Here is a 22,896-nt window from a genome sequence, read left to right as displayed (position 1 = left end):
CGCACCGCGGTCTCTCATGCCGCGGGCTCATAGCGCAGGCCAATGACGCGGCCTGATGGCGCGGCCTCATGGCGCGCCGTCACTCCGCTGCCCTCTCCTTCACGGCGTCGGCAGCGGAAACGCCAGCTCCAGCACCGTCAGCCCCTGCCGGCTCGACACGGTCGCACGGCCGTCGTGCAGCCGCATGATCGAATCGACGATGGCCAGGCCCAGGCCGGTCGAGTGCGCGGAGTTGCTGCGCGCCGGATCGCCGCGGTAGAAGCGTCCGAAGATATGCGCCAGCCGCTCCGGCGGAATGCCGGCGCCGCCATTGGCGACGCGTATGCGGGTCGCTTCGCGCTCGGCGCTGACGACGACCGAGACCCGGCTGCCCTGCGGCGCATGGCGCAGCGCGTTGTCGAGCAGATTGGTCAGCGCGCGGCGCAGCAGGGTCTGGTCCGCGCGCACCGGCGCATGTCCCTGCAGCGACAGCGAGATCGCGCGCTCCGCCGCCACCGCCTCGAAGTACTCCGCCACGGCTTCGACCTCGGCCCGCGCGTCCAGCGTGCGCGGCGCCAGCGCGACTTGCGCGTGGTCGGCGCGGGCGAGAAACAGCATGTTCTCGATCATGCGGGACAGGCGGTCGTATTCTTCCAGGTTTGATTCCAGCAGCGCCTCGTATTCCGCGACATTGCGCGCCTGGGCCAGCGTGACCTCGGTCTGTCCGATCAGATTGCTCAGCGGCGTGCGGAAGTCGTGCGCCAGGTCGGCGGAGAACTCCGACAAGCGCGAAAAGCTGTCCTGCAGGCGCGCCAGCATGCCGTTGAAGGCATCGGCCAGCTCCCGCAATTCGCTGGGCGCGGTGCCGGCATCGAGCCTGGTCGCCAGCCGGCTGGTCGTGACGGCCGACGCCTCCTCGGCCATTCGTCGCAGGCCGCGCAGGCCGCGGCGCGCCAGCAGATAGCCGAGCGCCGCGGCGGCGACCGTCGCGCACAGCGTCGCCCAGAAGACATGGAACTGGTAGTCGCGCATCAGCACCGCGCGATAACCGGCGTCGCGCAGCACGACGATCTCGACGGCCTCGTCGGTGTCGCCGAGCCGGCCGAGCGCGGCGATCGCGCGCGAGGGCACGCCATTGCGCGGATACCAGGTCTGCAGCATCGACGGTTCGGGATGGACGTCGGCGGGCAGCGCTTTGAGCGGCGGCACCGCCTCGTGGCGCGGGTTCAGCGTCACCAGCGGCTCGCCTTGGCGGCTGCGCACCAGCAGGATCAGCCCTTCATGACCGAGCGCGATGTCGGCGAACCGGTGCATACCCTCGCGCACCGCCGTCTCGGAGTCGACCTCCGACAACAGATGGCGCACCAGCACCACCTCGCCGACCAGCTCGGCCTCGTCGCGCTCCTGCAGCTGGGTCGACAGCGCACACGCGAGATAGGTGCCCATCGCCGCCATGATGGCGGCCGCGACCGCGCCGAAGGCCAGCGCCATGCGCGCCGTCAGCGACTGGGGAAGCAGGCGCGCGGCCAGCGCCTTCGAGATGGCAAGCATGGCCGCTACCGCGCGATATCGTCCAGCACGTAGCCCATGCCGCGGCGCGTGTGGATCAGCTTGGCCGGGAACGGGTCGTCGACCTTGGCGCGCAGGCGCCGGATCGATACGTCGACGACGTTCGTGTTGCTGTCGAAGTTCATGTCCCAGACCTGCGATGCGATCAGCGAGCGCGACAGCACCTCGCCGCGCCGGCGCGCCAGCAGATGCAGCAGCGCAAACTCCTTGGACGTCAACTCGATCTTCTGTCCCGAACGCGTGACGCGCCGGCGCACCGCGTCGATGCGCAGGTCCGCCACCTCGATCCACTCGTTCTCGCGTACCGGTCCGCGCCGCAGGATGGTGCGGATCCGCGCGACCAGCTCGGCAAAGGCAAACGGCTTGATGATGTAGTCGTCGGCGCCGAGCTCCAGGCCCTTGAGGCGGTCGGCCAGATCGTCGCGGGCGGTCAGGAACAGCACCGGCGTGTCCTGGTCGCGCCGCAGTTCGCGCAGCATCTGCCAGCCGTCCATGCCCGGCAGCATCACGTCCAGCACGATCAGGTCGTAAGGCTGCGCGCGGGCGTGCGACAGGCCATCGACGCCGTCGCGGGCCAGGTCCACGACGAAGCCGGATTCGGTCAGGCCCTTGTGCAGGTAGGCGCCGGCCTTGGGTTCATCCTCGACTATCAGTACACGCATCGGCATTCAACGAATCGCCGGACCGCCGGCAAGACGGTAACGGTACCGCAATCCCGGCGGCAGCGGCCGATCATGACAAATTTGTCATGTCGTCGTCAGATTGCGGCGGCGTGGCGAGCGTCGCGCCGCGTGTCGCCACGGCGCCCTGATGGCGTGGCGATGGCCGTGGCGATGGCGTGGCGATGGCGTGGCGATGGCGTGGTGGTGGCGTAGCGATGGCGGCGTTCGGCCAAATGACAGCATTGTCATGGGGTCGTCATGCTCCTGTGGCGGGGGTCTTCGTAGACTGCCTTCACCGGTCGCTACCGATCGTTACCGGCCAACCTTTCGGAGAACACTGACGATGAAGCTGCTCAAGCGCGCCCTGCTCACCACCACCCTGACCCTGGCCGCCCTGCCCGCCATCGCTGGCGCGAGTGCCATTGACGCCGGCAGTACCGGCGCACGCAACGTCTATTCGGATGGCGCCCATCAGGGCCACGTCGATCCCTTCACCGACGGCGCACGCGGGGGAACGCGCGATGTGTTCAGCGATGGCGCCGCCACGAGCGGCCGCGACGTCCATGCCGACGGCGCCTGAGACAGGCGTTCAGCGCGGGGCATTGACGCCGCGCGCCTGAACCGCCGCGCCACGCAAAGGACCGGGCGCGGATGCGGCAGGCCTCGCAGGCCCTCATAGGTCCCCGCAAGCCCTAATAACTTCTTAAACCCACCTCGGCACGATTCGAACCGTGGACGACGGCCATCGCCGGCCGCCACAGCAAACAGCAAGGTTCCTCGTGCCAATCCCCATGCTCCCTCCGCGCGCTACCCTGCGTGCGCCCGCGACGTCGGATGGCGGCCCTGCGGCCGCCATGGACGGTCGATGCCTTTGTCTGCGTTGCCGGACCCTTGCCGCGGCACGCCGGAACCAGGCGCCGCCCATCGGCGGCGACCCTGCTGACCTTCCGATCGACTCCCGCCTGATGAAAGCAGAATGAACGCAACAAGACCCGGTGGCCGTGCGGCCCCCTTTCGAATCCCGGCCGCCGCGGCGGCCATCGCGTTGCTGGCAAGCCTGTGGACGCCACAGGCATGGGCCCAGGGCGGCGATGCCGCCCTCGAGCCCACCGAATCGCAATGGGGACTGGGCGTCGGCGCGGCTGCCCGGCGCAAGCCCTATCGCGACGTCGGCACGAGCTACAGCGCGATTCCCGTGCTGTCCTACGAGAACCGCTGGTTGCACGTGTCCGGCCTGACCGCGGACCTGAAGCTGCCGTCGCTCGGCCCGGTTTCGTTCCGGCTGCGCACGCGCTACGGCCTGAGCGACGGCTATGAGGCCTCCGACTCCGCCGCGCTCGAAGGCATGGCGGATCGCAACGCCCGCCTCTGGTTCGGCGGCGCGGCGATCTGGCGCGACCCCATCGCCGATGTCTCGGCCGAATGGCTGGGCTCTGCCGATGGGCACAAGGCCGCGCTCCAGGTCAGCCGCGGCTTCCAGTACGGCAATTTCCGCCTGACGCCCCACGTATCGGCGCAATGGGTCAGCGCCGACAATGTGGACTACTACTACGGCGTCAGGGCATCCGAGGCGCGCGTCGGCAGGCCGCAATACCAGGGCGATTCGACGGTGAACCTGACCGCGGGCTTGCGGGTGGACTATCGCCTTGCGCGGCATCACCAGCTGTTTCTCGACGTCAGCGCGACGCGCCTGGGCTCGGCGATCAAGGACAGCCCGATCGTGGACCGCTCCAACATGACCAGCGTGGCGGTGGGCTACCTGTACCGGTTCTGATCGCCAGTTCTGATCGCCGCTTCTGATCGCCGGTTCCGACCGGCCGCCCGGTCAGGCCATGGGTGCGGCCTGCGCGAAGACGACGCGCACCCGAAAGCCGCGCCCATCCAGGCCGTGATCCGTCTCGATGGTGGCCCCATGCGATTGCGCAATGGTGGCCACCAGCGACAGCCCGATGCCGCTGCCGCGCACCCGATTGCCGCTGGCGCGGTGGAATCGCCGGAAGATCGCCTGCCGCTCGTCTTGCGGCACGCCCGGCCCATCGTCCGCCACCTCCAGATAGACCGCCTCGCCGGCGTCCGCATTGGCCGTGCCGCAGGCAATCCTGATCCGCCCACCCGGGCTCGTATACCGCAGCGCGTTGTCGACCAGGTTGCGCAGCAGGATGCCGATCTCGTCGATATTGCAGGCGATGCGGCCGCCGCCGGTTTCCACCGACAGCCTGCGCGCCTGCAGTTCGGCCTGCACCTCGAACTCGCTGGCGACATGCTGGACCAGGTTGCCGAGATCCGCGGGTTCGTGCGGCGCGTGTCCGCAGGCATTCAGACGGGCAAGGTCGAGCAATTGTTCGGCGAGCCGCGTCGTCCGTTTGGCGGTGGCCAGCAGCTTTTCCAGCGCCGTGTCCTTGTCCTTGCCGCTCGGGGCGCGCAGCGCGATTTCCACCTGGGCCTGCAGCGCGGACAATGGCGTGCGCAGTTCGTGGGCCGCATCCCCCGATGAAACGCCGTTCGCTCTCCACCGCCTGATCGAGCTGCGCCAGCACGCGGTTGAACGACTGCACCAGCGGTTGCAGCTCGGCCGGCAGGGACGTCGATGGCAGTGGTGTCAGGTCGAACGTCGTGCGATCGCGCACCAGCCGTTCGAGCGCGGCCACGGGCTTCAGCGACCGGCGCATGGTGTGCCACAACAGCACGCCGACCAGCGCGAGCAGCACGCTGGTGGCAAGCAGCGCCTGCATCGCCGCCTCGCGTACCTCGGCGCTGATGACCTCGTGCGGGATGCCAACCTGCGCCTGCATGGTGCCGGTGCTGTCGGAGATGGCGTAGACGCGCCAGCGCTCGCCGTCGATGACACGCGTGGCGAAGCCGTCGACAAAGTCCGGCTTCAGCGCGGCCGCCGGCGTATTGGCCTGCACGCGGGGACGCGGGCTCTGCACGGTCAGCAGCCTGCGCTGCGACCAGATCTGGATCACCAGGTCGAATTCGCTCGCGCGGTCGTCGTCACGCACCTCCCGGCCGGGCCCGACCAGATTGAACGACTTCTTGTTCGCCGGCAGCGCCCGCACGATGCGGGTGGCGAACGCCTGCAGCTTGTCGTCCCAGATACTGGAGCGGCTGTGCTGCAGATAGACCATCAGCGCGACCAGCGACACCACCCAGCACAGCACGATGACGCCGACCATCACCGCGAGCCGCCGACCCTGCAGCGACTTCATGCGTTGGCCTCCCCCGATCATGTAGCCATGGCCGTGCACCGTGGTGATCAGGCCCTCGCCCAGCTTGCGGCGCAGCTGATGGATGAACACCGCGATGGTATTGCTCTCGATCGTGCTGGCGTTGCCGTACACCACGCGCTCCAGGTGTTCCCGCGTGACGACGCGGCCCGGGCGTTCCAGCAGGGCCAGCAGTGTGCGGTACTCCTGCGCGCTCAGCGGCACCCGGGCGCCGGCGCGCGTGACCACGCGGCGGCTGCGGTCGAGCTCGATCTCGCCCCAGCTGAAGACGGGCACCACCCTGCCCTGGCTGCGCCGGATGACGGCGCGCACCCGGGCCCACAGTTCGTCAACCTGGAACGGCTTGACCAGATAGTCGTCGGCGCCGGCGTCCAGCCCTTCGATGCGCTCGCTCAGCTGGCCGCGCGCCGTCAGCATCAGCACGGGCGTCACGTCGTAGCCGGCGCGCATGGCGCGCAGCACGGTCAGGCCGGACTCGCCCGGCAAGCCGATATCCAGCAGCACCGCCGAATACGCATGGTCGACCAGCGCGGCACGGGCCGCGGCGGCGCAATCGGCATGGTCGATATGCCAGCCGTTCTGCCGGGCGCCATCGCAGATGACCTCGGCCAGCATGGGATCGTCTTCGACCAGAAGGAGGTCCATGGCGCTTGTCATGGGCAACGGTAGGGAAAGTCGCAGGGCGCGCGATGATGACAGGCAGACATTAAGCGTTGATTAAGAGCGGGAAGATCATTGCATCCGGAGCAACGTTCATTGCGGCGGGGGCGGGGGGCGGGGGCGGGGGCGGGGGGCCTCAGATCAGCGGGAAGGCCTTCACCACATGACGCAGCAGGCTGTCGGCCACCGGGGACAACGGCCGGCCGGCCCGGGTAATGACGTGGATTCGGCTGTTGTTGAGGATCGGACTGGCGAGCGGCAGCGACACCAGCTGCTTGAACTGCGGTCCCTTCAGCGGCACCGAACGCGGCGTCAGGATATACCCGAGTCCCATCGCCGCGAATTCCCACAGCACCTTGAACGAGTTGGTCACCAGCATCGGCTTGAGGGTGATGTGTTCCTCCAGCTCGGCCGCCTGCACGTGCTTGCGCACGCCGAACGATTCGGCCAGCGCGGCGCCCTGGTGCGGCGCGAGGTCGGCCAGCGTCAGCGCACGGCGCCGGCGCGCGAGCGGATGGTCCTTGCGGACATGCGCGCGGATCGGCGACACCCGCGAATAGTGCGAGCGCAGGCGGACATCGTTCGGCGGCTGGAAGGCAAAGCCGATATGCGCCAGATCTTCGAGGATGTGCCGCACCGTTTCGTCGGTGCCGGCCACCTGGATGCTGTAGGTCACGTCGGGGTGCGTGCGCAGGAAGCCCTGCAGCACCGGCTCGAGCACCAGGTCGACGAAGCCCTCGCCGAAGACGAGCTCCACATGCCCGCGCTGCGCGTTCTTCAGATTGTTGATCTCGGCCAGGAAGGTATCGCTCAGGTCCTGCTGGCGCCGGGCGAACAGCGCCAGCAGCCGCCCGGCATCGGTCGCCACGACCCCGCGCCCTCGCCGCTCCAGCAACGTCACGCCAAGATCCTGCTCCAGCTTGGCCACGGCCCGGCTCACCACCGAGGGATCGAGCTCCAGCACCTCGGCGGCGCCGCGCACCGTGCCGGTTTCGATGATCTGCAGCAGACACAGCGCCCGCTTGCGGTCCAGCACATGCTCCATGACGTCTCTCCCCCTTGTCGACGCGGCGGGCCATCGGCAGCACCGGCGCGAGTTTTTTAATGTTGCTATTTATACAACGATTTACGTCCATCATTGTCATGGATGCGGGGCGGTCCATGGAAGCAGAATGGTGCGCACCATTCGCTCGCTGACCGCCATGCCCACCTCCCACCTTGCCGACCTGCGGCAATCGATCGCCACGCTGTCCGCGGAATTCGTCGAGATCCGCCGGCGCATCCACGCCCACCCCGAACTGGCCTTCGAGGAGCGCCAGACCAGCGAACTGGTCGCGCAGCAGCTCGCGGCGTGGGGCTACGAGGTGCATCGCGGGCTGGGCACCACCGGCGTGGTCGGGCAGCTGACCAAGGGGCGCGGAGCGAAGTCCCTCGGTATCCGCGCGGACATGGACGCGTTGCCGATCCAGGAAAGGACCGGCCTGCCCTATGCCAGCACCGTCGCCGGCAAGATGCACGCCTGCGGCCATGACGGGCACACCGCGATCCTGTTGTGCGCGGCCCGGTATCTCGCCGAGTCGGTGGATTTCAATGGCACGCTGAACCTGATCTTCCAGCCGGCGGAGGAGAACGAAGGCGGCGCGCTGCGCATGGTCGAGGAAGGGCTGTTCGACCGGTTTCCCTGCGACGAAATCTATGCACTGCACAACTCGCCCGGCCTGCCGGTCGGGCAGATCGGGTTCATCACCGGACCGGCCATGGCCTCGTTCGACCGCGCCACGGTCACGCTGCGCGGCCGCGGCGCGCACGGGGCCATGCCGCATCACGGCATCGACGCGATGCAATGCGCCGCCAGCATCGTGCTCGGGCTGCAATCGATCGTCAGCCGGGAGATCGATGCGCTGAAGTCCGCCGTCATCACCGTGGGCTCCATCCAGGCCGGCAGCACCTACAACGTTGTGCCGGAGACCGCGACGATCAAGATCGGCGTGCGCACGCTCGACCCGAAGGTGCGCGACCTCGTCGAGGAACGCATCCGCGGCTTCGTGGCCGCACAGGCGCAGAGCTTCCGGCTGCAGAGCGAGGTGGTCTACGAGCGCAAGTACCCGGTGCTGGTCAACCACGCCGCGCAGACCGAATTTGCACGGCAGGCCGCGATCCGCCTGCTCGGCGCGGACAACGTGGTCGAGCGGCCGCCGGTAATGGGCAGCGAGGACTTCGCCTACATGCTGGAGCACCGGCCCGGCGCCTATGTCCGGCTCGGCAACGGCCTGGGCGAGGACGGCGGCTGCATGGTCCACAACCCGCTGTACGACTTCAACGACAAGGCTCTGCCGGTCGGCGCCGCGTTCTGGGCGCACCTGGCACAAAGCTATCTGGTTTGACAACCGATCCCCGGGGACATCGATGCCATCTCTGAATCGCCGCCGTTTCCTGCAATATGCCGGCTCTGTCGCCGGGACCTCGCTGCTGGGCGCGCTGCCCGCCCGCGCGGACAGCTTTCCCGTCAAGCCGCTGGCGCTGGTGGTGCCCTACCCGGCCGGAGGTGCCAGCGACGCCTCCGCCCGCATCTTCGGGGAATCGATCGGCAAGACGGTCAAGCAGCAGGTCGTGGTCGAGAACTACGGCGGCGGTACCGGCGTGATCGGCGCCAACAAGGTGCTGAGCGCGCCCGCCGACGGCTACACCTTCTTCCACGGCTCGATCAACGAGGTCTTTCTGGCGCCGATGCTCAATCCGGCCGCGCGCTACAAGCCGCAGGACTTCATGCTGGCCGCGCCGATCAGCGACGCCACCATCGTGCTGATGGTGCGCAGCGGGCTGTCGGCGGAGACCTTCGACCGATTTCTCGAGGACGCCAAGCAGGGCAAGGGCAAGCCGCTGACCTATGCCACCGTCGGCATCGATTCGATCTACCACCTGATGGGCGACGCGCTGGCCGCCAGGCTCGGCACCACCTTCCTGCATGTGCCATACAAGGGCGGCGCGCCCGCGCTGCAGGGCCTCGCGGGCGGCGAGGTGGACTTCGCCATCCTGCCCTACCAGTCCAGCTTCGACGCCATGCAGCAGCAGGGGCGGCTGCGCATCCTGACCAGCTTCTCGAAGGCCCTGCCCCCGGCACTCAAGCACATTCCCTTGATCTCGCAGAGCCGCCTGGTGCCCGACTTCGAGTACACGATCAGCGGCGGGTATTTCGTCAGGGCCGGCACGCCGGAGAACCGTGTGGCGGTACTGCGCAAGGCGATCGGCGAAGCGCTGGCCAAGCCGGACGTCCGCGCCCGGCTCGAGGCCGAGGGCCGCAACGTCGCGCAACCCATCGACAGCCAGGCCCAGGCCAACCAGGTCTTCGACCGCTACATGACGCGGGTCACGCAGCTGGTTCGCAGCGTGGGGCGCAAGACCAACGGGGCGTAAGGCACGACGGCCCGCTGCCTCGCGTATTCGTGCAGTGCGGCAGCGGCGCCGAAGCCGACGCGGCGATTGCCTTTGCCGGGGCCTGCTGCGTTTTGCTGCGTTAGCGCCCGCATGTCTGCATTGTTCTTCGTGGCGACCCGCATTGACTTTTCGGATCCATGCGCTCCGCTTTTCGGGCCGCGCATCGCTTGCGCAGCACGGTCTGCCACGTGTTGGCCCGTTCCTTGCAATTTGTTAAAAAACGTCATAGCTTTCGTCATGCTTATCGACCGAACAGTCCTTGTTCGTCGATGGCACGAGGGGTCGAGAATCAGCCTGACAAAGCGCGGACCACGAACTCGCGCAGCGGGCTGATTCGATAAATCGAACTGGGAGGAATCGATTTGTTCGGCGGCGTCGGCCTATCGCGCGGCGCCGCTTCGGTGTTTCGTCGGCGGCCATCCCATCGGCTTGCCGAACCCGAATACGACCGGCTCTTGGGCGCCCCCCTCGATGATCCATTTGCCCCCACGTGTGCAAAGCCTGACGATCCGCATGAGAACGGTCGCGCTGTCCGCGGCCTTCATGCTGGTGGTCTTCGTATTGGTAACCTGGGCGGTCTCGTACCAGATGGTCAGCCATTCGCGGCAGGACCGTCAGCAGGTACAGGCCGTCTACGTGGCCAGCAAGGAAAAGGAGCTGCGCCACTACGTCGAGCTCGGGCATGCCACGCTGGTGCGCATCGCCCATGGCAGCGGCGAGGAGGCGGACCTGCAGCAGCAGGCGCTCGCCGCGCTGTCGCGCATGCACTTCGGCAACGACGGCTACTTCTTCGTCTACGACCGCCTCGGCAATGTGCTGCTGAACCCGGGCAGCATGGGCATCGATGGCGTCGATTTCTGCGATCCCGCCGATGCCGGCAGCGACCAGGCCATGTTGCTGATCAACAAGGCCCGTTCCGGCGGCGGTATTGTTCGATACAACTGGATCAAGCCCTCCTCCCGCACCGAAGCGCCCAAGATGTCCTATGTGCGGGCCGCCGACCAATGGGGATGGATTCTCGGCGCCGGCCTCTACATGGACGACATCGAGCGGGAATTGGCGGCCTTCGATGCCAATGCCGCCCGCACGCTGCGCGATACGCAGATCCGGATCAGCGCCTTCGCACTCGGGTCGATCATGCTGATCAGCCTGGGCGGCCTCGCCTTGAACCTGCACAACTCGCGGATCTCGGGCGAGAAGCTGCGCCGCCTGGCGCGGCGCGTGGTCAGCTCGCAGGAAGAGGAGCGCGCCCGCGTCGCGCGCGAGCTGCATGACGGCGTGGTGCAGGTGCTGGTGTCGTCCAAGTACCTGCTGGAGACGGCGCAGGTCCATCTGGAACAGGAACAGCAAACAGGACCCATACAGGGGCGGAAAGACGCCCCGCCGCGAGCGCCCCGCCACGCCCCGCAGGAACTGCTGGCGCAGGGGCTGGGCCGCCTGCAGGAGGCGCTGATCGAGATCCGCCGCGTTTCGCATGGCCTGCACCCGGCCCTGCTGAGCGACCTGGGCCTGGCCGCCGCGCTGCGCATGCTGGTCGAACAATTGCGGCCGCAGTGCCCGGTCGATCTGCGCTTCACCGAGCAGGGCGCGATACCGGCGCTGTCCGAGGCCCAGGCCACGGCGCTGTTCCGCGTCGCACAGGAAGCGCTGAACAACGCCCTCTCCCACGCCCACGCCGGCTGGGTCCAGATCGCGCTGACCGGCACCGAGCGCCATCTCGTGCTGGCGATCGAGGACAACGGCCGTGGCTTCGATCTGAAGAAGGTGCGGGCCGACCGCAAGGGCGGCATCGGCCTGCGCAATATGCGCGAACGCATCGAAAGCCTGGAGGGCAGCGACTTCGCGATCCATACCGGACCGGACGGCACGCGCGTCGAGGTACGGCTGGCGCTGCGCGCGCCCGAGCCCGGGCCTGACGTCCGTGCCGACAGCCGCGCCGACAGCCGCCCGGACAGCCGGCCCGAGATCCAGCCTGACGTTCCGGCCACCGTTCCCCTGCAAGGAGCCCCTGCTGCATGACCTCGAACCTGCGTGTGCTGCTCGTCGATGACCATCCCTTTGTGCTGGATGGCGTCCGCCTTCGCCTGGAGGCGACCGGAGAAATGACGGTGGTCGGCGAGGCGTCCAATGTGGAGGACGCCGTCGTCCTGGCCGAGCAGCGCCGTCCCGACCTGGTCGTCTCGGACATTCACATGCCCGATGCCAACGGCCTGCAGCTCGCGACGCGATTCGCCGAGCGGTTTCCGTCGATCCGGGTCGTCGCGCTGTCGATGCACAAGGATCCGGAATACGTGCGCCGCGCCTTTGCGCTCGGCGTCGCCGCCTATGTCCTGAAGGAGGCGCCAGCGCACGAGCTGGTGACCGCGATCCGCACGGTCGCCGCGGGCGGTACCTATCTCAATACCGAATTGCAGGCCTTCCTGCAGACCGACGAACCACCCGCCTCATCGCGCCGGACGCTGACGCCCAAGGAGGCCACGGTGCTGAAGCTGGTGGCCGAGGGCTACTCCAACAAGGAGATCGCCGAGCGGCTCGGCACCTCGGTGCGAACGGTCGAGACGCATCGTCTGCACGTCCGCCGCAAGCTGCAAGTCGGCGGGCGCGCCGAGCTCGTCAAATACGCGGTGCATTTCTCCGATCTGCACGCGATCGGATTGGCCGACGAGGCATTAGCGGCGGACTGCTGATGATGTTCCCTCTTGCGGCGCCATCCCCACGATGGTGCCGTTTGCACTGCGCAAGAACGCTTGCGCATCGCCCTTGTGCATGCCCAAAAAACCCGCTCTCGGTATTACTGCGTAGGGGAAAGTCGTCCTGATGCGCGGACCGCAGTTTGCGTAGACTTTTTCAGGACAGGCGCCATGCGTTCGAACACGCGAATGCGCCGATGCGCCGATCGTTGGACCAAAACGGGAGAGCACCATGGACGAGTTGAAGCAAACGCAGAGACGCGCTGTCGCGACGCAACCGCAGGTGGAGGACTTGTCGACATGGACGCCGAAGCGGCGCGAGTTCCTGCGCATGCTGGCGTACGGCGCCGGCTCGCTGGCCCTGGGACCGCTCGTCAGCGCATGTTCGAACGATGCGTCGGCGCAGGCCTCGGACCTGCGCTCGCAGCTGACGCAGGACGAAGCCTTCTGGGCGCAGGTTCAGGGCATGTTCGTGCTCAAGCCCGAGAAGGTCTACATGAACATCGGCACCGGCGGCTCGATGCCGCAGGTCGTGCTCGATACCTTCCAGCAGGAGAACTTCGCCAAGGCGGCCGACTCGGCCAGCGGCTATGGCAACCTCGCCGACCTGCGCGAGGCCGTGGCCAAGGGCTTCGGCGTCGATCGCGACGAGCTGGCCTTCTCGGCCAATACCTCGTCGGGCATGTGCCATGCGATCCTGGGCATCAAGTGGGAACCGGGCGATGTGGTGGTGACCACCAACCACGAGCACGGCGGAGGCCTGACCCCGCTCAATATCGCGGTGGACCGCTACGGCATCGAGGTATCGATGATCGCGCTGCCGACGGGCAATCGCCAGAGCGCCAGCACCTATGTGCAGTTGTTCGACGAACGGATCCGCGCCCTGAAGGGCCAGGGCAAGCGGGTGCGCGCGATGATGTGGTCCTCGCCCACCTACAAGACCGGCACCATGCTGCCGATCGCCGATCTGATGGAAGTGGTCAAGGCCCACGGCCTGATCAGCATTGTCGACGGCGCGCACCTGCCCGGCATGATGGCGTACGACTACGGCGCCCTCGGCATGGACTTCATGTCCGGCGCCGGCCACAAGTGGCAGTGCGGTCCCGGCTCGACCGGCATCCTGGTCATCCGCAACAAGATGCGCGCATCGAACCCGCTGCCGCTGCCCGACTGGTTCCCGATCCATACCAGCTCCTACTCCCGGAACCAGCCGCGCGGTGCCTACGACATCGCGGCCACGGTGACGTCCTGCGGCAGCCTGCACGTGCCGATGTTCCGGTCGCTCGCCCGCGCCTGCGAAATGTGGGACTCGATCGGCCGGAAGAAGATCGAGACCTACGACCTGACGCTGTCGGCCTATCTGAAGGAGAAGATCGTCGAGCGCTGGGGCATCGATTCGCTGTACTCGCCGAAGGACGATCCGAAGCTGGTCTCGGCGCTGACCTGCTTCAACCCGTTCCGCAACCGCGACGATGCGATGAACCAGCAGAAGGCCACGACCTTTGTGAACCGCATGCTGAGCGACTTCTCGCCTGGCTTCGTGATCCGCTCGGTCAATTTCGAGGTCATCGGCGCGCCCGCCCAGCACTACGGCATCCGCATCTCGACGCACCTGTGGCACGACGCCAACGACATCGACCGGCTGGTGGAATCGATGTGGAATCTGTCCGGCGCCATGGCGTAACCGACCCTAATCCAATTCCAACAAGAGTCAGCCCATGAAACGATCGATCGCTTTGATTGCCGCCGCGGTTTGCGGCGTGGCATCGCTGTCCGCCTGCGCCCAGCATGGCGGCGCCATGCAAGGCGGCGCACTGCGTGCCGTCTCGTCGCCCGATGCGCCCAAGGCCATCGGACCTTATTCGCAGGCGGTCCGCGCCGGCAATGTGCTGTACCTCGCCGGGCAGATCCCGATCCATCCGAAGACCGGAGAGTTGCTGAAGGACGCGCCGATCGAGGCGCAGACCCGGCTGGTGCTCGACAACCTGAAGGCGGTGCTGGCCGCCGACGGGATGACGATGGCCAACGTGGTCTCCACCACGGTCTACATGAAGGACCTGAACGACTTCGCCAAGATGAACGAGGTCTACGGGACCTACTTCACCGGCGTCACGCCGGCGCGCGCGACGGTGCAGGTGGCAAGGCTGCCGCGCGATGTGGCGGTCGAGATCGGGGCGATTGCAGTCAAGCCTTGAGCCGGTTGCATTGATGTAGGGCATCTCGGCGGGACGGGGCGGGGCGGGGCGGGGCGCGAGTCGCGCCCCGCCCCGTTTTGGTTCGCGTAATGATCTGATTCCAATAACCGAATATCATTGCGCTGACGCGCCGCCCGGCTGCGGATCCGGGCCGCTGAATAAAGGCCCCTCGACACCATACTCCCCTACTCCCCCCTACTCCCCCATTCCCCCATGGCACGCCTCCAATTGAACGGTCAGATCAAGGAAGTCGACGTCCCGGGCGACACCCCACTGCTGTGGGTGTTGCGCGATGAGCTGGGCATGACCGGCACCAAGTTCGGCTGCGGCATGGCACTGTGCGGCGCCTGCACGGTGCATATGGACGGCTCGCCGATCCGCGCCTGCATCACCGCGGTCTCCGCGGCGGACGGGCACGCCATCACGACCATCGAGGGCGTGGAGGCCGATCGCGTCGGCCGGGCGGTGCAGAAGGCCTGGGTCGAGAACAACGTCGCGCAGTGTGGTTACTGCCAGGCCGGGCAGATCATGTCCGCGGTCAGCCTGCTGAAGGCCACGCCAGCCCCCCAACGAGCGCCAGATCGACGAAGCGATGAGCGGCAATATCTGCCGCTGCGGCACCTATCCGCGAATCCGCGCCGCCATCAAGCAGGCGGCCGGCGACCTGGCCAAGGGAGGCAAGTGATGCGCAACGACGACTCGATCCAGGCACCGGACCTCTCTCGCCGCGGCTTCCTGCAGGGAACGCTGCTCGGCACGCTGTCGCTGGCGGTCGGCGCCAACGGCGTCATTGGCTTGGCGCACGCGGACGACGACGCGCCGAAGAAATATGGCGCCGATTCGATGCCCGGCGGCACGGTGTCCGACCCGCTGGTGTTCGTCTCGATCGGCGCGGACGGCACGGTGACCATCGTCGCGCACCGCGCCGAGATGGGTACCGGCGTGCGTACCAGCCTGCCGATGGTCGTCGCCGACGAGATGGAGGCGAACTGGGACCGCGTCAAGGTGGTCCAGGCCGAGGCCAACGAGACGCGCTACGGCAATCAGAACGTCGACGGGTCCCGCAGCGTGCGGCATTTCCTGATGCCGATGCGGCGCGTCGGTGCGGCGGCAAGGCAGATGCTGGAGGCCGCGGCCGCCGCGCGCTGGGCCGTGCCGGTGGGCGAGGTCCGCGCGCAACGGCACGAGGTGGTGCACCTGCCGACGGGCCGGCGCCTGCCCTATGGCGAACTCGCTGCCGACGCCGCCAGGCAGCCGGTCCCCCGCCGACGGCACGCTCAAGCTGAAGACGCCCGACCAGTTCCGCTACATCGGCAAGGACCGCGTGCGGATGGTCGATCTGGACGCGATCGGCAAGGGCCAGGCCACCTATGGCATGGACGTGCGCCTGCCGGGTATGGTCTATGCCGTGGTCGCGCGGCCGCCGGTGGTCGGCGGCAAGGCGCGCGCCGTCCGCGCCGAGAAGGCGCTGGCCGTCCCCGGCGTGCTCAAGGTCGTGGAAATCCCGCCGTTCAGCGGCGCGCCGGCCTTCCAGCCGCTGGGCGGCGTCGCCGTGGTGGCGCGCAATACCTGGGCCGCGATGCAGGGCCGTGCGGCGCTCGAGATCGACTGGGACGATGGGCCCAACGCCGGCTACGACTCCGCCGCGTATCGCGGCACGCTCGAGGCCGCCGCCCGGAAACCGGGCAAGGTGGTGCGCAACGAGGGCGATGCGCCGGCCGCGTGGAACAACAGCGCGGAGGCGCAGCGCTACGCCGCCGAGTACTACGTCCCGCATCTGGCGCACGCCTCGATGGAGCCGCCGGTTGCCACCGTGCGCGTCAGCGGCAAGTCCGCCGAGGTATGGACGTCGATCCAGAATCCGGTTGCCGCGCAGACCGCCGTGGCCAAGCGGCTCAAGCTCGAGCCCAAGGACGTGCGCGTGAACGTGCTGCTGCTGGGCGGCGGCTTCGGCCGCAAGTCCAAGCCGGACTTCGTCGACGAGGCCGCGATCGTGGCGCAGGCCATGCCCGGTACGCCGGTCAAGCTGGTATGGACGCGCGAGGACGACATCCATCACGACTACCTGCATACGGTGTCGATGGAGCGGCTCGAAGCCGTGGTCGGCAACGACGGCAGGCCGCAGACGTGGCTGCACCGCAGCGCCGCGCCGACCATCGGCTCGCTGTTTACGCAGGGCGCCAAGGGCCAGCAGCTGTTCGAATCGGGCATGTCGGCCATCAACATGCCGTACCGGATTCCGAACGTCCGGGTCGAGACCGCCGAGGTCGAAGCCCACGCCCGCATCGGCTGGTTCCGCTCGGTCGCCAATATTCCGCATGCCTTCGCCGCACAGTGCTTCATTGCCGAGCTGGCGCATCGCGCCGGCAAGGACCACAAGCAGTTCGCGCTGGACTTGATCGGCCCGGCACGCAAGATCGATCCGCGCACGATGGCGGACACCTGGAACTACACCGAATCGCCGGAGCGCTATCCCTACGACACCGGCCGGCTGCACGACGTGATCGAGGCCGCCGCGCGCGGCGCGCGCTGGGGCCGCAAGCTGCCGCGCGGGCATGGCCTGGGCCTGGCCTTCTGCTACAGCTTCATGAGCTACACGGCCACGGTGGTCGAGGTCGCCGTCAACGACAAGGGCGAGGTGCAGGTCGTCGCCGTCGACATGGCGATGGACTGCGGGCCGCAGATCAACCCGGAGCGCATCCGCGCGCAGATGGAGGGCGGCGCCATCATGGGCCTGAGCCTGGCGCTGACCAGCGAGATCAGCTTCGAGAAGGGACGCGTGAAGCAGAGCAATTTCCACGACTACGAGGTGCTGCGCCACCACGCCTCGCCTCGCGTGATCCGCACCCACCTGGTCAACGGCAGCCACGACACGCCGCCCGGCGGCGTCGGCGAGCCGCCGGTGCCGCCCGTGGCGCCCGCGCTGTGCAACGCGATCTTCGCGGCCACCGGTAAACGCATCCGCAGCCTGCCCGTCCGCACGGTCGCGTAAGCACTGCGCTTCCCGCTCGATCGCCGTCCCGATCGCCCCGCGCGCAGGTCACGCCGACCTGCGCGGGCGCCCCGTTCTACCCGCTAACCTGCCGCTGCCTCGCCGCTACCTGGCAGCCGCTACCTCACCGCCATCTCGTTGCGGTCGCGTCGCGGGGTTGCCGTCAGCGGCAGCCGGAACACGAACTCGCTGCCGCCCTGCTCCGGCCGGCGCGCCTGCAGCGTACCGCCGTGCGCCTCGACGATCGAGCGGCAGATCGCCAGGCCCATGCCCATGCCGCTCGCCTTGGTGGTGAAGAAGGGATCGAAGATCCGTTCGGCGGCATCCGCGGCGACGCCCTCACCGCGGTCCCGTACGCTGACCACCACCTCTGCCGGCTCTCGCCACGACGTCACGATCAGCTCGCGTCTTTCGGCCGGCGTGTCGGCCATCGCGTCGAGCGCATTGGTGATCAGGTTCAGCACGACCTGCTGCAACTGCACCCGGTCGCCTTCCACGGTTGCCGTGCCCGCCTCGAGCCGTACGGTGACGCGGACATCGTGTTCGTCGAATTCCATGCGCACCATCTCCAGCACTTCGCGTACCACCTCGTCCGGCTGCAGCTCGGCCAGCACCGCGGGCGCCTGCTTCGCCAGCGACCGCAGCGCGCGGATGATGTCGGCGGCGCGCAGCCCGTTCTGCTTGATGTGCCTGAGCCCTTCCGCCACCTCGCCCAGTTCCGGCGTGGCACGGTTCAGCCAGCGCAGGCTGGCATCGACCGACGCCACGATCGCGGTCAGCGGCTGGTTGACCTCGTGCGCGATGGACGCGGCCAGGCTGCCCATCACCGTCAGATGCGAGGTGCGCGCCAGTTCCGCGCGCGCCGTGCGCAGGTTCATCTCGGCGGTGAGCCGGCGCGTATTCTCGTCGATCAGCTGCTCGTAGAGCCGCGCCGTCTCCAGCGAAATGGCGACCTGCGGCGCCAGCACTTCCAGCTCGGCGACGCGCTCGGCGTCGAACACGCCGGAGGCCAGATTGTTCTCCAGATAGAAGGCGCCGATCAGGCTGCCGCCGCGGATCAGCGGCACGCACAGCACCGACCGCAGCGGGCCGACGGTGCCGGCGCGCTCGCGGATCGACGGCGCCTCGACGGCCGCGTCGGCCAGCGCCAGCGTCCGCTGTGTTCTCAGCACGGTATTGAGCACGGTCAGAGGCAGCGCCCACTGAGTCGGCGATACCGTGCCGAGCGTCACCGAGACGCGTCCGCCGGCGACGCGTCCGGATGCCTCGATCATCGGACGCTCGCCATGCATCATCAGCAGCACGCCGTACTGGGCGCCGGCATGGACCACCACATTGGTCATCAACGTCTCGATCAGCCGGTCCATCACGACTTCGCCCGACATTGCCTGCGCGGCCTCGCGGCCGAGCGAGCGCGCCGGCGCCGGCAACGCCGGTCCGGACGGCGCCGCGGCGCTCGGCTTGCCATCTGGCCTCGCGTCGAGATCCGGATAGCCCGCCGCCACAAGTGCGGCCTTGTGGTCGGCGCCCCAGCGCCGGTAGCAGGCCTGCGCGCCGCGGTAATGCTGGCGCGCCGCCACGTGCAGACCGTGGGCCTCGCACAGCATCGCGGCCAGTTCGTTCGCCAGCGCCTGCTCATGCACGAAGCCGGCGGCCTCCGCGGCGTTGGCGGCGCGCTCGTAGCAGACCAGGGCGGCCAGCGGATCGCCGCGCAACCGCGCAATCTCGCCGTCGAGCAGCGACAGCTTGCTCTGGAACGTCAGGGCATTGAGCGACGTCCATCGCGCAAAGCGCTCGCGATGGTCCTCCACCGCGGCGATGGCGTCGTCGCGATTCCGCGCGGCCGCCGGGCCACGGGCATGCGCGAGCGCCAGATACAGGCGGCAGTCCGCCACGTTGATATGCGCCGGGGCCGACCAGATCAGCGCCTCGGCCTGCGACAGGCTGCGGCTCGCGTGTTCCCAGTCCTGCAGATAGGCCGCCGCCATGCCGTCGTACAGCCAGACCCAGAATCGGGTGGGCAGCGAGTTGCTCAGGCGCAGCCGCTCCGTGACGCTGGTCTGCTCGGCCGGCACCGGCCCGTCGTGCGCCATGGCCTCGTCGCCCGCGCAAAGGCGTTGCGCAAAATGGCCTTGCGCATGGAGGATCAGCTCGATGTCGCGGTACTGGACCAGCCGTGTCAGCTCGACCCCACGCTCGATCTCCTCCTTGACCAGCCGCAGATGCTCGCCCATGGCCAGCAGGTCGGAGGCGATGTGGTTGCAGGCATAGCAGGCCATGCCGATGTCGCCGGATGCGCGTCCGAGCGCGACGGCGCGCTGCGCCTGCTCCAGCGCGTAGGCGAGCGGCCGGGTCCATGCGCTGACCTGGTCCAGCGCGACCAGCGTGGCGATGCGCTCGGCCTCGTAGCCATGGCGGTCGATCAGCGCGAGCGCGGCAAGGCCGTAGGCGAGCCCGTCCTCGTATTCGTCGTAGAGGCTGGCGACGAAGACGCCGAACCACGACAGGCCGTACGCCGATTCCGGCGTGGCGCCGTACTCCAGCGTCAGTTCGACCATCTTGGCGGCGTGCAGGAAGCTGATGCCATCCGACACGAACATCGACGAGATCAGCGTCGACAGCAGGCCCATCGCCGTGCGGATACGCGGATCGTCGGTGGTGGGCAAGGCGCCCAGATCGGCGATCGCGCGACCGCCCAGCGCGGCACGGACCGCCGCATAGGCCTCGCGGTGGTGCATGCGGGCCGGATCGCGCTGCAGCCGGACGCCGAGCAGCGCAAGGCCGGACAGCGCGGCGTTGATCGCCCCTTCGTAATCGCAGCGCACCGTCAGCAGGATGGCCTCGAGCCGATGCACGGCGGCCCTGTCGATCGGCCGCAGCTCGCGCATCAGCAGCGCATCGATTTCCCGGCGCGCGCTGTCGAGGTCGGCCTGCGCCAGCAGGCATTCGCAGCGCAGCACGCTGGCCGCGTAGGCGAGCGCGTAAGGCGAGCGCTCGTCGGAGCCGTCATGCAAGCGGTCCGGGGGGATAACATGCGAGCGGTCGTCCCCGCTCCACCACGACGCCGGCATCAGCCTGAACGCCGCATCGGTATAGCGGGTGGCCTGCTCGATGGCCGCCGCACTCTTGGCGCGCCGGCCGGCGACGATCGCGACATGGACGAACGCGGCGCGCTCCTGCTCGGCCAGCGGATGATCGGCCGCGCGTTCGATCTGGTTGCAGATCTCGAAGGCGTAGTCCGGCAGTTCTTCCTGCCAGTGGTCGATCATGCAGGCCGCGATGTGGGCATGCATCCCCGGCCGCTGGTCCGGCGCGATCATCGTGTACGCGGACTCGAGCACGCGGTCGTGCTGGAAGGCATACCCCTCGGGCAGCCGGTTCAGCAGCCCGGCCTCGACGAAGGGGCGCAGCCGCTGGCCGACCTGCAGGGGACAGATGCCGGCAATGCGCGCCAGCAAGCCCTCGCCGCACCGGATGCCGACGCAGGCCAGTTGCTGAAGCAGCAGCGTGCCGGCGGTCGGCAGCCGCGCAAAGCGGCGGATCATCAGATCGATCACGCTGTCGGTATAGCGCAGGCGCACGAGATCGGCTTCGCTCCAGCCCCACCGGGACGTCTCGTGGCTGTAGGCGAGCACGCCTTCATCGATCAGCGTGCGCAGCAGCTGGTAGGTGAAGAACGGATTGCCGCCGGTCTTGGCCCGCACGGCGCGCGCGAGCTCGGCCACGCGTGCCGGCGGCTCGTCCAGCGCGGCCGCCACCAGTTCGGTCAGATCGGCGAACGGCAGCGGCTTGATCGCGATGCGGTTGACCGCCACCGCGGGGGCGGCCGCGCCGGGCCCTGCGGCCTGCAGCAAGCCGGCGAGCCGCTGGATGGCGCCAGCCTCCGGCTCGCGCCCATGGCTCCCCCTCGCGATAGGCGCCGATCAGCAGCACATTGTCGGGCGGCTGCGCGGTGAAGGCTTCCAACAGGCCGACAGTGGAAGCGTCGGCCCATTGCAGATCGTCGATGAACAGCACCAGCGGCTTGCCGGTCTCGCCAAAGGCCGCGAAGGTGCGCAGCATGGCGGTATCCCCGCGTGCCCGGGCCGATGCGGCCGGCACGTCGGACAGCGGTGCGGTGGCGCCGATCACGTGCTCGACCTCGGGCACCAGCTCCGCGACGGCCCTGCCCTGGCCCGCCAGCCCCGCCAGCCAGCGCTCGCGCACCGCAACCAGCGCGGCCTCGTCCTCGCCCAGCAGGGCCATCGTCAAGGCGCGCACCGCCTGCACCACCGGCGAATACGGAATGTCGCGCTGCAGCTGATCGCTCTTGCCGGTGGCAAAGTGGATCGCATCGAGGCCCGTTTCGCGGCCAAGCCAGTCGACCAGCGCCGATTTGCCCGAGCCCGCCGCACCGGCGATCAGCACCAGTTCCGATTTGCCGCTCTCCCTGACGCGCGACCATGCCTGGGACAGCAGCGCCATTTCCTTGTCGCGGCCGAACAGTTGTCCCGACAGCAGCGGGATCGAAGGCGGACTCGCGGCGTCGGGCCGGAACGGCGCAATGCGCCCCGCCGACTCCCATTCGGCGCGCAACCGCAGCAGATCCGACACCAGCGAGGCGGCGCTGGCGTAGCGATCGGCCGGATCCTTTGCCAGCAGCGTCAGCACGATACGGCCCAGCATGCCCGGCACATCGTTGCGGCGGAACTGCGGCGGCACCGGTTCGATGGCCAGATGCGCGTGATGCCATGCGGCCGGTGCGTTCGCCTGGAACGGGGTCGAGCCGATCAAGATTTCGTACAAGGCGATGCCCAGCGCGTACAGATCGGATCGGACGCCGACGCGCGCCACGTCGCCGCGCGCGATTTCGGGCGGCAGATAGGGCAGCGCGGCGGGGCCCGGCTGCGGCATCGACTGGCGGGCGGCGTCGATGCCGACGGCGTGGCCGAAGCCGGTCAGCCGCAGCGCGCCGCTGTCATCGATCAGCAGATTGTGCGGGCGCAGATCGCCATGCAACAGTCCCTGCTCGTGCATGGCCGCCACGGCGCGCGCGGCGGCAATGGCCATCTCGAAAACGGCCGGGATGGAAACGCCAGGGCCGGTGTGCGCGCCGGCGGTGCGGGAGGACGGCTGCGCCGGCGCCAGCAGCACCATGCGGTCGGCGGTCCAGATCGTGGCCGTGGGCACCATCGCCCACGACGGCCGCAGCCGCGGCGCCAGCCGAAGTTCGTTCTGCAATTGCCGATGCGTACCGGCCGATGCCATCAAGGCGCTGCGGGCCAGCCAGTATGTGCCGGTCTGCGGATCGAACAAGCGCTCGCTGACCACGCCGTCCGCCGCGCTCAGCTCGTCGGCAGTCGTGCCGGCGAGCCATGCGGCGTCGAAGACGATGGGCGGATGTCGTTCGGGACGGCTTGGCGAAGTCATGGCCCGGCGCTGCTGGACAGGTCCATCGGCGCGACTCCCGCAGCCACGGCTGCCTGCACTTCGTATCTCACCGTCCGT

The 22,896-nt window shown here is 68.5% G+C and carries 14 protein-coding genes and 3 pseudogenes; 10 read left to right on the top strand and 7 right to left on the bottom strand.

From position 1 onward, the window contains the following. Positions 1 to 99: 99 nt before the first annotated feature. Positions 100 to 1,530, bottom strand: coding sequence for a heavy metal sensor histidine kinase (locus OJJOAM_RS22885; protein ID WP_422649951.1), 1,431 nt, complete (start codon positions 1,528 to 1,530; stop codon positions 100 to 102). Between the two features lie 5 nt (positions 1,531 to 1,535). Beyond that, positions 1,536 to 2,210: a heavy metal response regulator transcription factor gene (locus tag OJJOAM_RS22880; RefSeq protein ID WP_422649950.1), complete on the bottom strand. Its 675-nt coding sequence runs from the start codon at positions 2,208 to 2,210 to the stop codon at positions 1,536 to 1,538. Positions 2,211 to 2,553: 343 nt separating this feature from the next. On the opposite strand from OJJOAM_RS22880, the gene OJJOAM_RS22875 reads away from it, so the two are divergent. Together OJJOAM_RS22875 and OJJOAM_RS22870 are read left to right on the top strand one after the other, a co-directional pair. Further along, complete coding sequence (locus tag OJJOAM_RS22875; RefSeq protein WP_422649949.1) at positions 2,554 to 2,790, top strand: hypothetical protein; 237 nt, start codon at positions 2,554 to 2,556, stop codon at positions 2,788 to 2,790. Between the two features lie 465 nt (positions 2,791 to 3,255). Continuing rightward, a complete protein-coding gene (locus OJJOAM_RS22870) occupies positions 3,256 to 3,984 on the top strand; it encodes a MipA/OmpV family protein (protein ID WP_422649948.1) in 729 nt (242 codons plus the stop codon). A gap of 51 nt (positions 3,985 to 4,035) precedes the next feature. On the opposite strand, the gene OJJOAM_RS22865 is transcribed toward OJJOAM_RS22870, so the two are convergent. The 3 genes and pseudogenes from OJJOAM_RS22865 to OJJOAM_RS22855 form a co-directional block, all read right to left on the bottom strand. After that, the gene (locus OJJOAM_RS22865) at positions 4,036 to 4,647 is read right to left on the bottom strand and encodes a sensor histidine kinase (protein WP_422651033.1); all 612 of its coding nucleotides are present in this window, start codon (positions 4,645 to 4,647) and stop codon (positions 4,036 to 4,038) included. Positions 4,648 to 5,431: 784 nt separating this feature from the next. Continuing rightward, a pseudogene (locus OJJOAM_RS22860) lies at positions 5,432 to 6,082 on the bottom strand (response regulator transcription factor); the annotation flags it as partial. A 151-nt stretch (positions 6,083 to 6,233) separates the two neighbouring features. After that, on the bottom strand, positions 6,234 to 7,142 hold the full coding sequence (locus tag OJJOAM_RS22855; protein WP_149315938.1) for a LysR family transcriptional regulator: 909 nt from the start codon (positions 7,140 to 7,142) through the stop codon (positions 6,234 to 6,236). A gap of 157 nt (positions 7,143 to 7,299) precedes the next feature. Between OJJOAM_RS22855 and OJJOAM_RS22850 the strand changes: the two genes are divergently transcribed. The 8 genes and pseudogenes from OJJOAM_RS22850 to OJJOAM_RS22815 all read left to right on the top strand — a co-directional run bounded on the left by OJJOAM_RS22850 (position 7,300) and on the right by OJJOAM_RS22815 (position 17,409). After that, entirely contained in the window at positions 7,300 to 8,481 is a 1,182-nt protein-coding gene (locus tag OJJOAM_RS22850; RefSeq protein WP_422651032.1) for a M20 aminoacylase family protein, read from the top strand. 22 nt (positions 8,482 to 8,503) lie between these two features. Continuing rightward, the gene (locus OJJOAM_RS22845) at positions 8,504 to 9,511 is read left to right on the top strand and encodes a Bug family tripartite tricarboxylate transporter substrate binding protein (protein ID WP_422649947.1); all 1,008 of its coding nucleotides are present in this window, start codon (positions 8,504 to 8,506) and stop codon (positions 9,509 to 9,511) included. 513 nt (positions 9,512 to 10,024) lie between these two features. Then, complete coding sequence (locus tag OJJOAM_RS22840; protein ID WP_422649946.1) at positions 10,025 to 11,551, top strand: cache domain-containing protein; 1,527 nt, start codon at positions 10,025 to 10,027, stop codon at positions 11,549 to 11,551. Beyond that, on the top strand, positions 11,548 to 12,219 hold the full coding sequence (locus tag OJJOAM_RS22835) for a response regulator (RefSeq protein WP_422649945.1): 672 nt from the start codon (positions 11,548 to 11,550) through the stop codon (positions 12,217 to 12,219). The genes OJJOAM_RS22840 and OJJOAM_RS22835 overlap by 4 nt, the downstream gene beginning before the upstream one ends. A 235-nt stretch (positions 12,220 to 12,454) precedes the next feature. After that, positions 12,455 to 13,906 (top strand): aminotransferase class V-fold PLP-dependent enzyme, encoded by a 1,452-nt coding sequence (locus tag OJJOAM_RS22830; RefSeq protein WP_422649944.1) that lies wholly within the window; start codon positions 12,455 to 12,457, stop codon positions 13,904 to 13,906. A 115-nt stretch (positions 13,907 to 14,021) separates the two neighbouring features. Beyond that, positions 14,022 to 14,417 (top strand): RidA family protein, encoded by a 396-nt coding sequence (locus OJJOAM_RS22825; protein WP_265635408.1) that lies wholly within the window; start codon positions 14,022 to 14,024, stop codon positions 14,415 to 14,417. A gap of 213 nt (positions 14,418 to 14,630) precedes the next feature. Beyond that, positions 14,631 to 15,102: pseudogene (locus OJJOAM_RS22820) on the top strand ((2Fe-2S)-binding protein). Next, positions 15,102 to 17,409: pseudogene (locus tag OJJOAM_RS22815) on the top strand (molybdopterin cofactor-binding domain-containing protein). Before OJJOAM_RS22820 ends, OJJOAM_RS22815 begins: the two co-directional pseudogenes overlap by 1 nt. A 119-nt stretch (positions 17,410 to 17,528) precedes the next feature. Here the strand turns inward: OJJOAM_RS22815 and OJJOAM_RS22810 are convergent. Both OJJOAM_RS22810 and OJJOAM_RS22805 read right to left on the bottom strand, forming a co-directional pair. After that, positions 17,529 to 18,752: a sensor histidine kinase gene (locus tag OJJOAM_RS22810; RefSeq protein ID WP_422651031.1), complete on the bottom strand. Its 1,224-nt coding sequence runs from the start codon at positions 18,750 to 18,752 to the stop codon at positions 17,529 to 17,531. Positions 18,753 to 21,048: 2,296 nt separating this feature from the next. Further along, positions 21,049 to 22,818: a serine/threonine-protein kinase gene (locus OJJOAM_RS22805; protein ID WP_422649943.1), complete on the bottom strand. Its 1,770-nt coding sequence runs from the start codon at positions 22,816 to 22,818 to the stop codon at positions 21,049 to 21,051. Between the last annotated feature and the right edge of the window lie 78 nt (positions 22,819 to 22,896).

It is taken from the genome of Cupriavidus sp. H18C1 (assembly GCF_049311595.1).
GTDB classification, from domain to species: Bacteria; Pseudomonadota; Gammaproteobacteria; order Burkholderiales; family Burkholderiaceae; genus Cupriavidus; species Cupriavidus cauae.
Note: the sequence above shows the minus strand (reverse complement) of the source record. Positions and strands in the feature narration are given on the sequence as shown.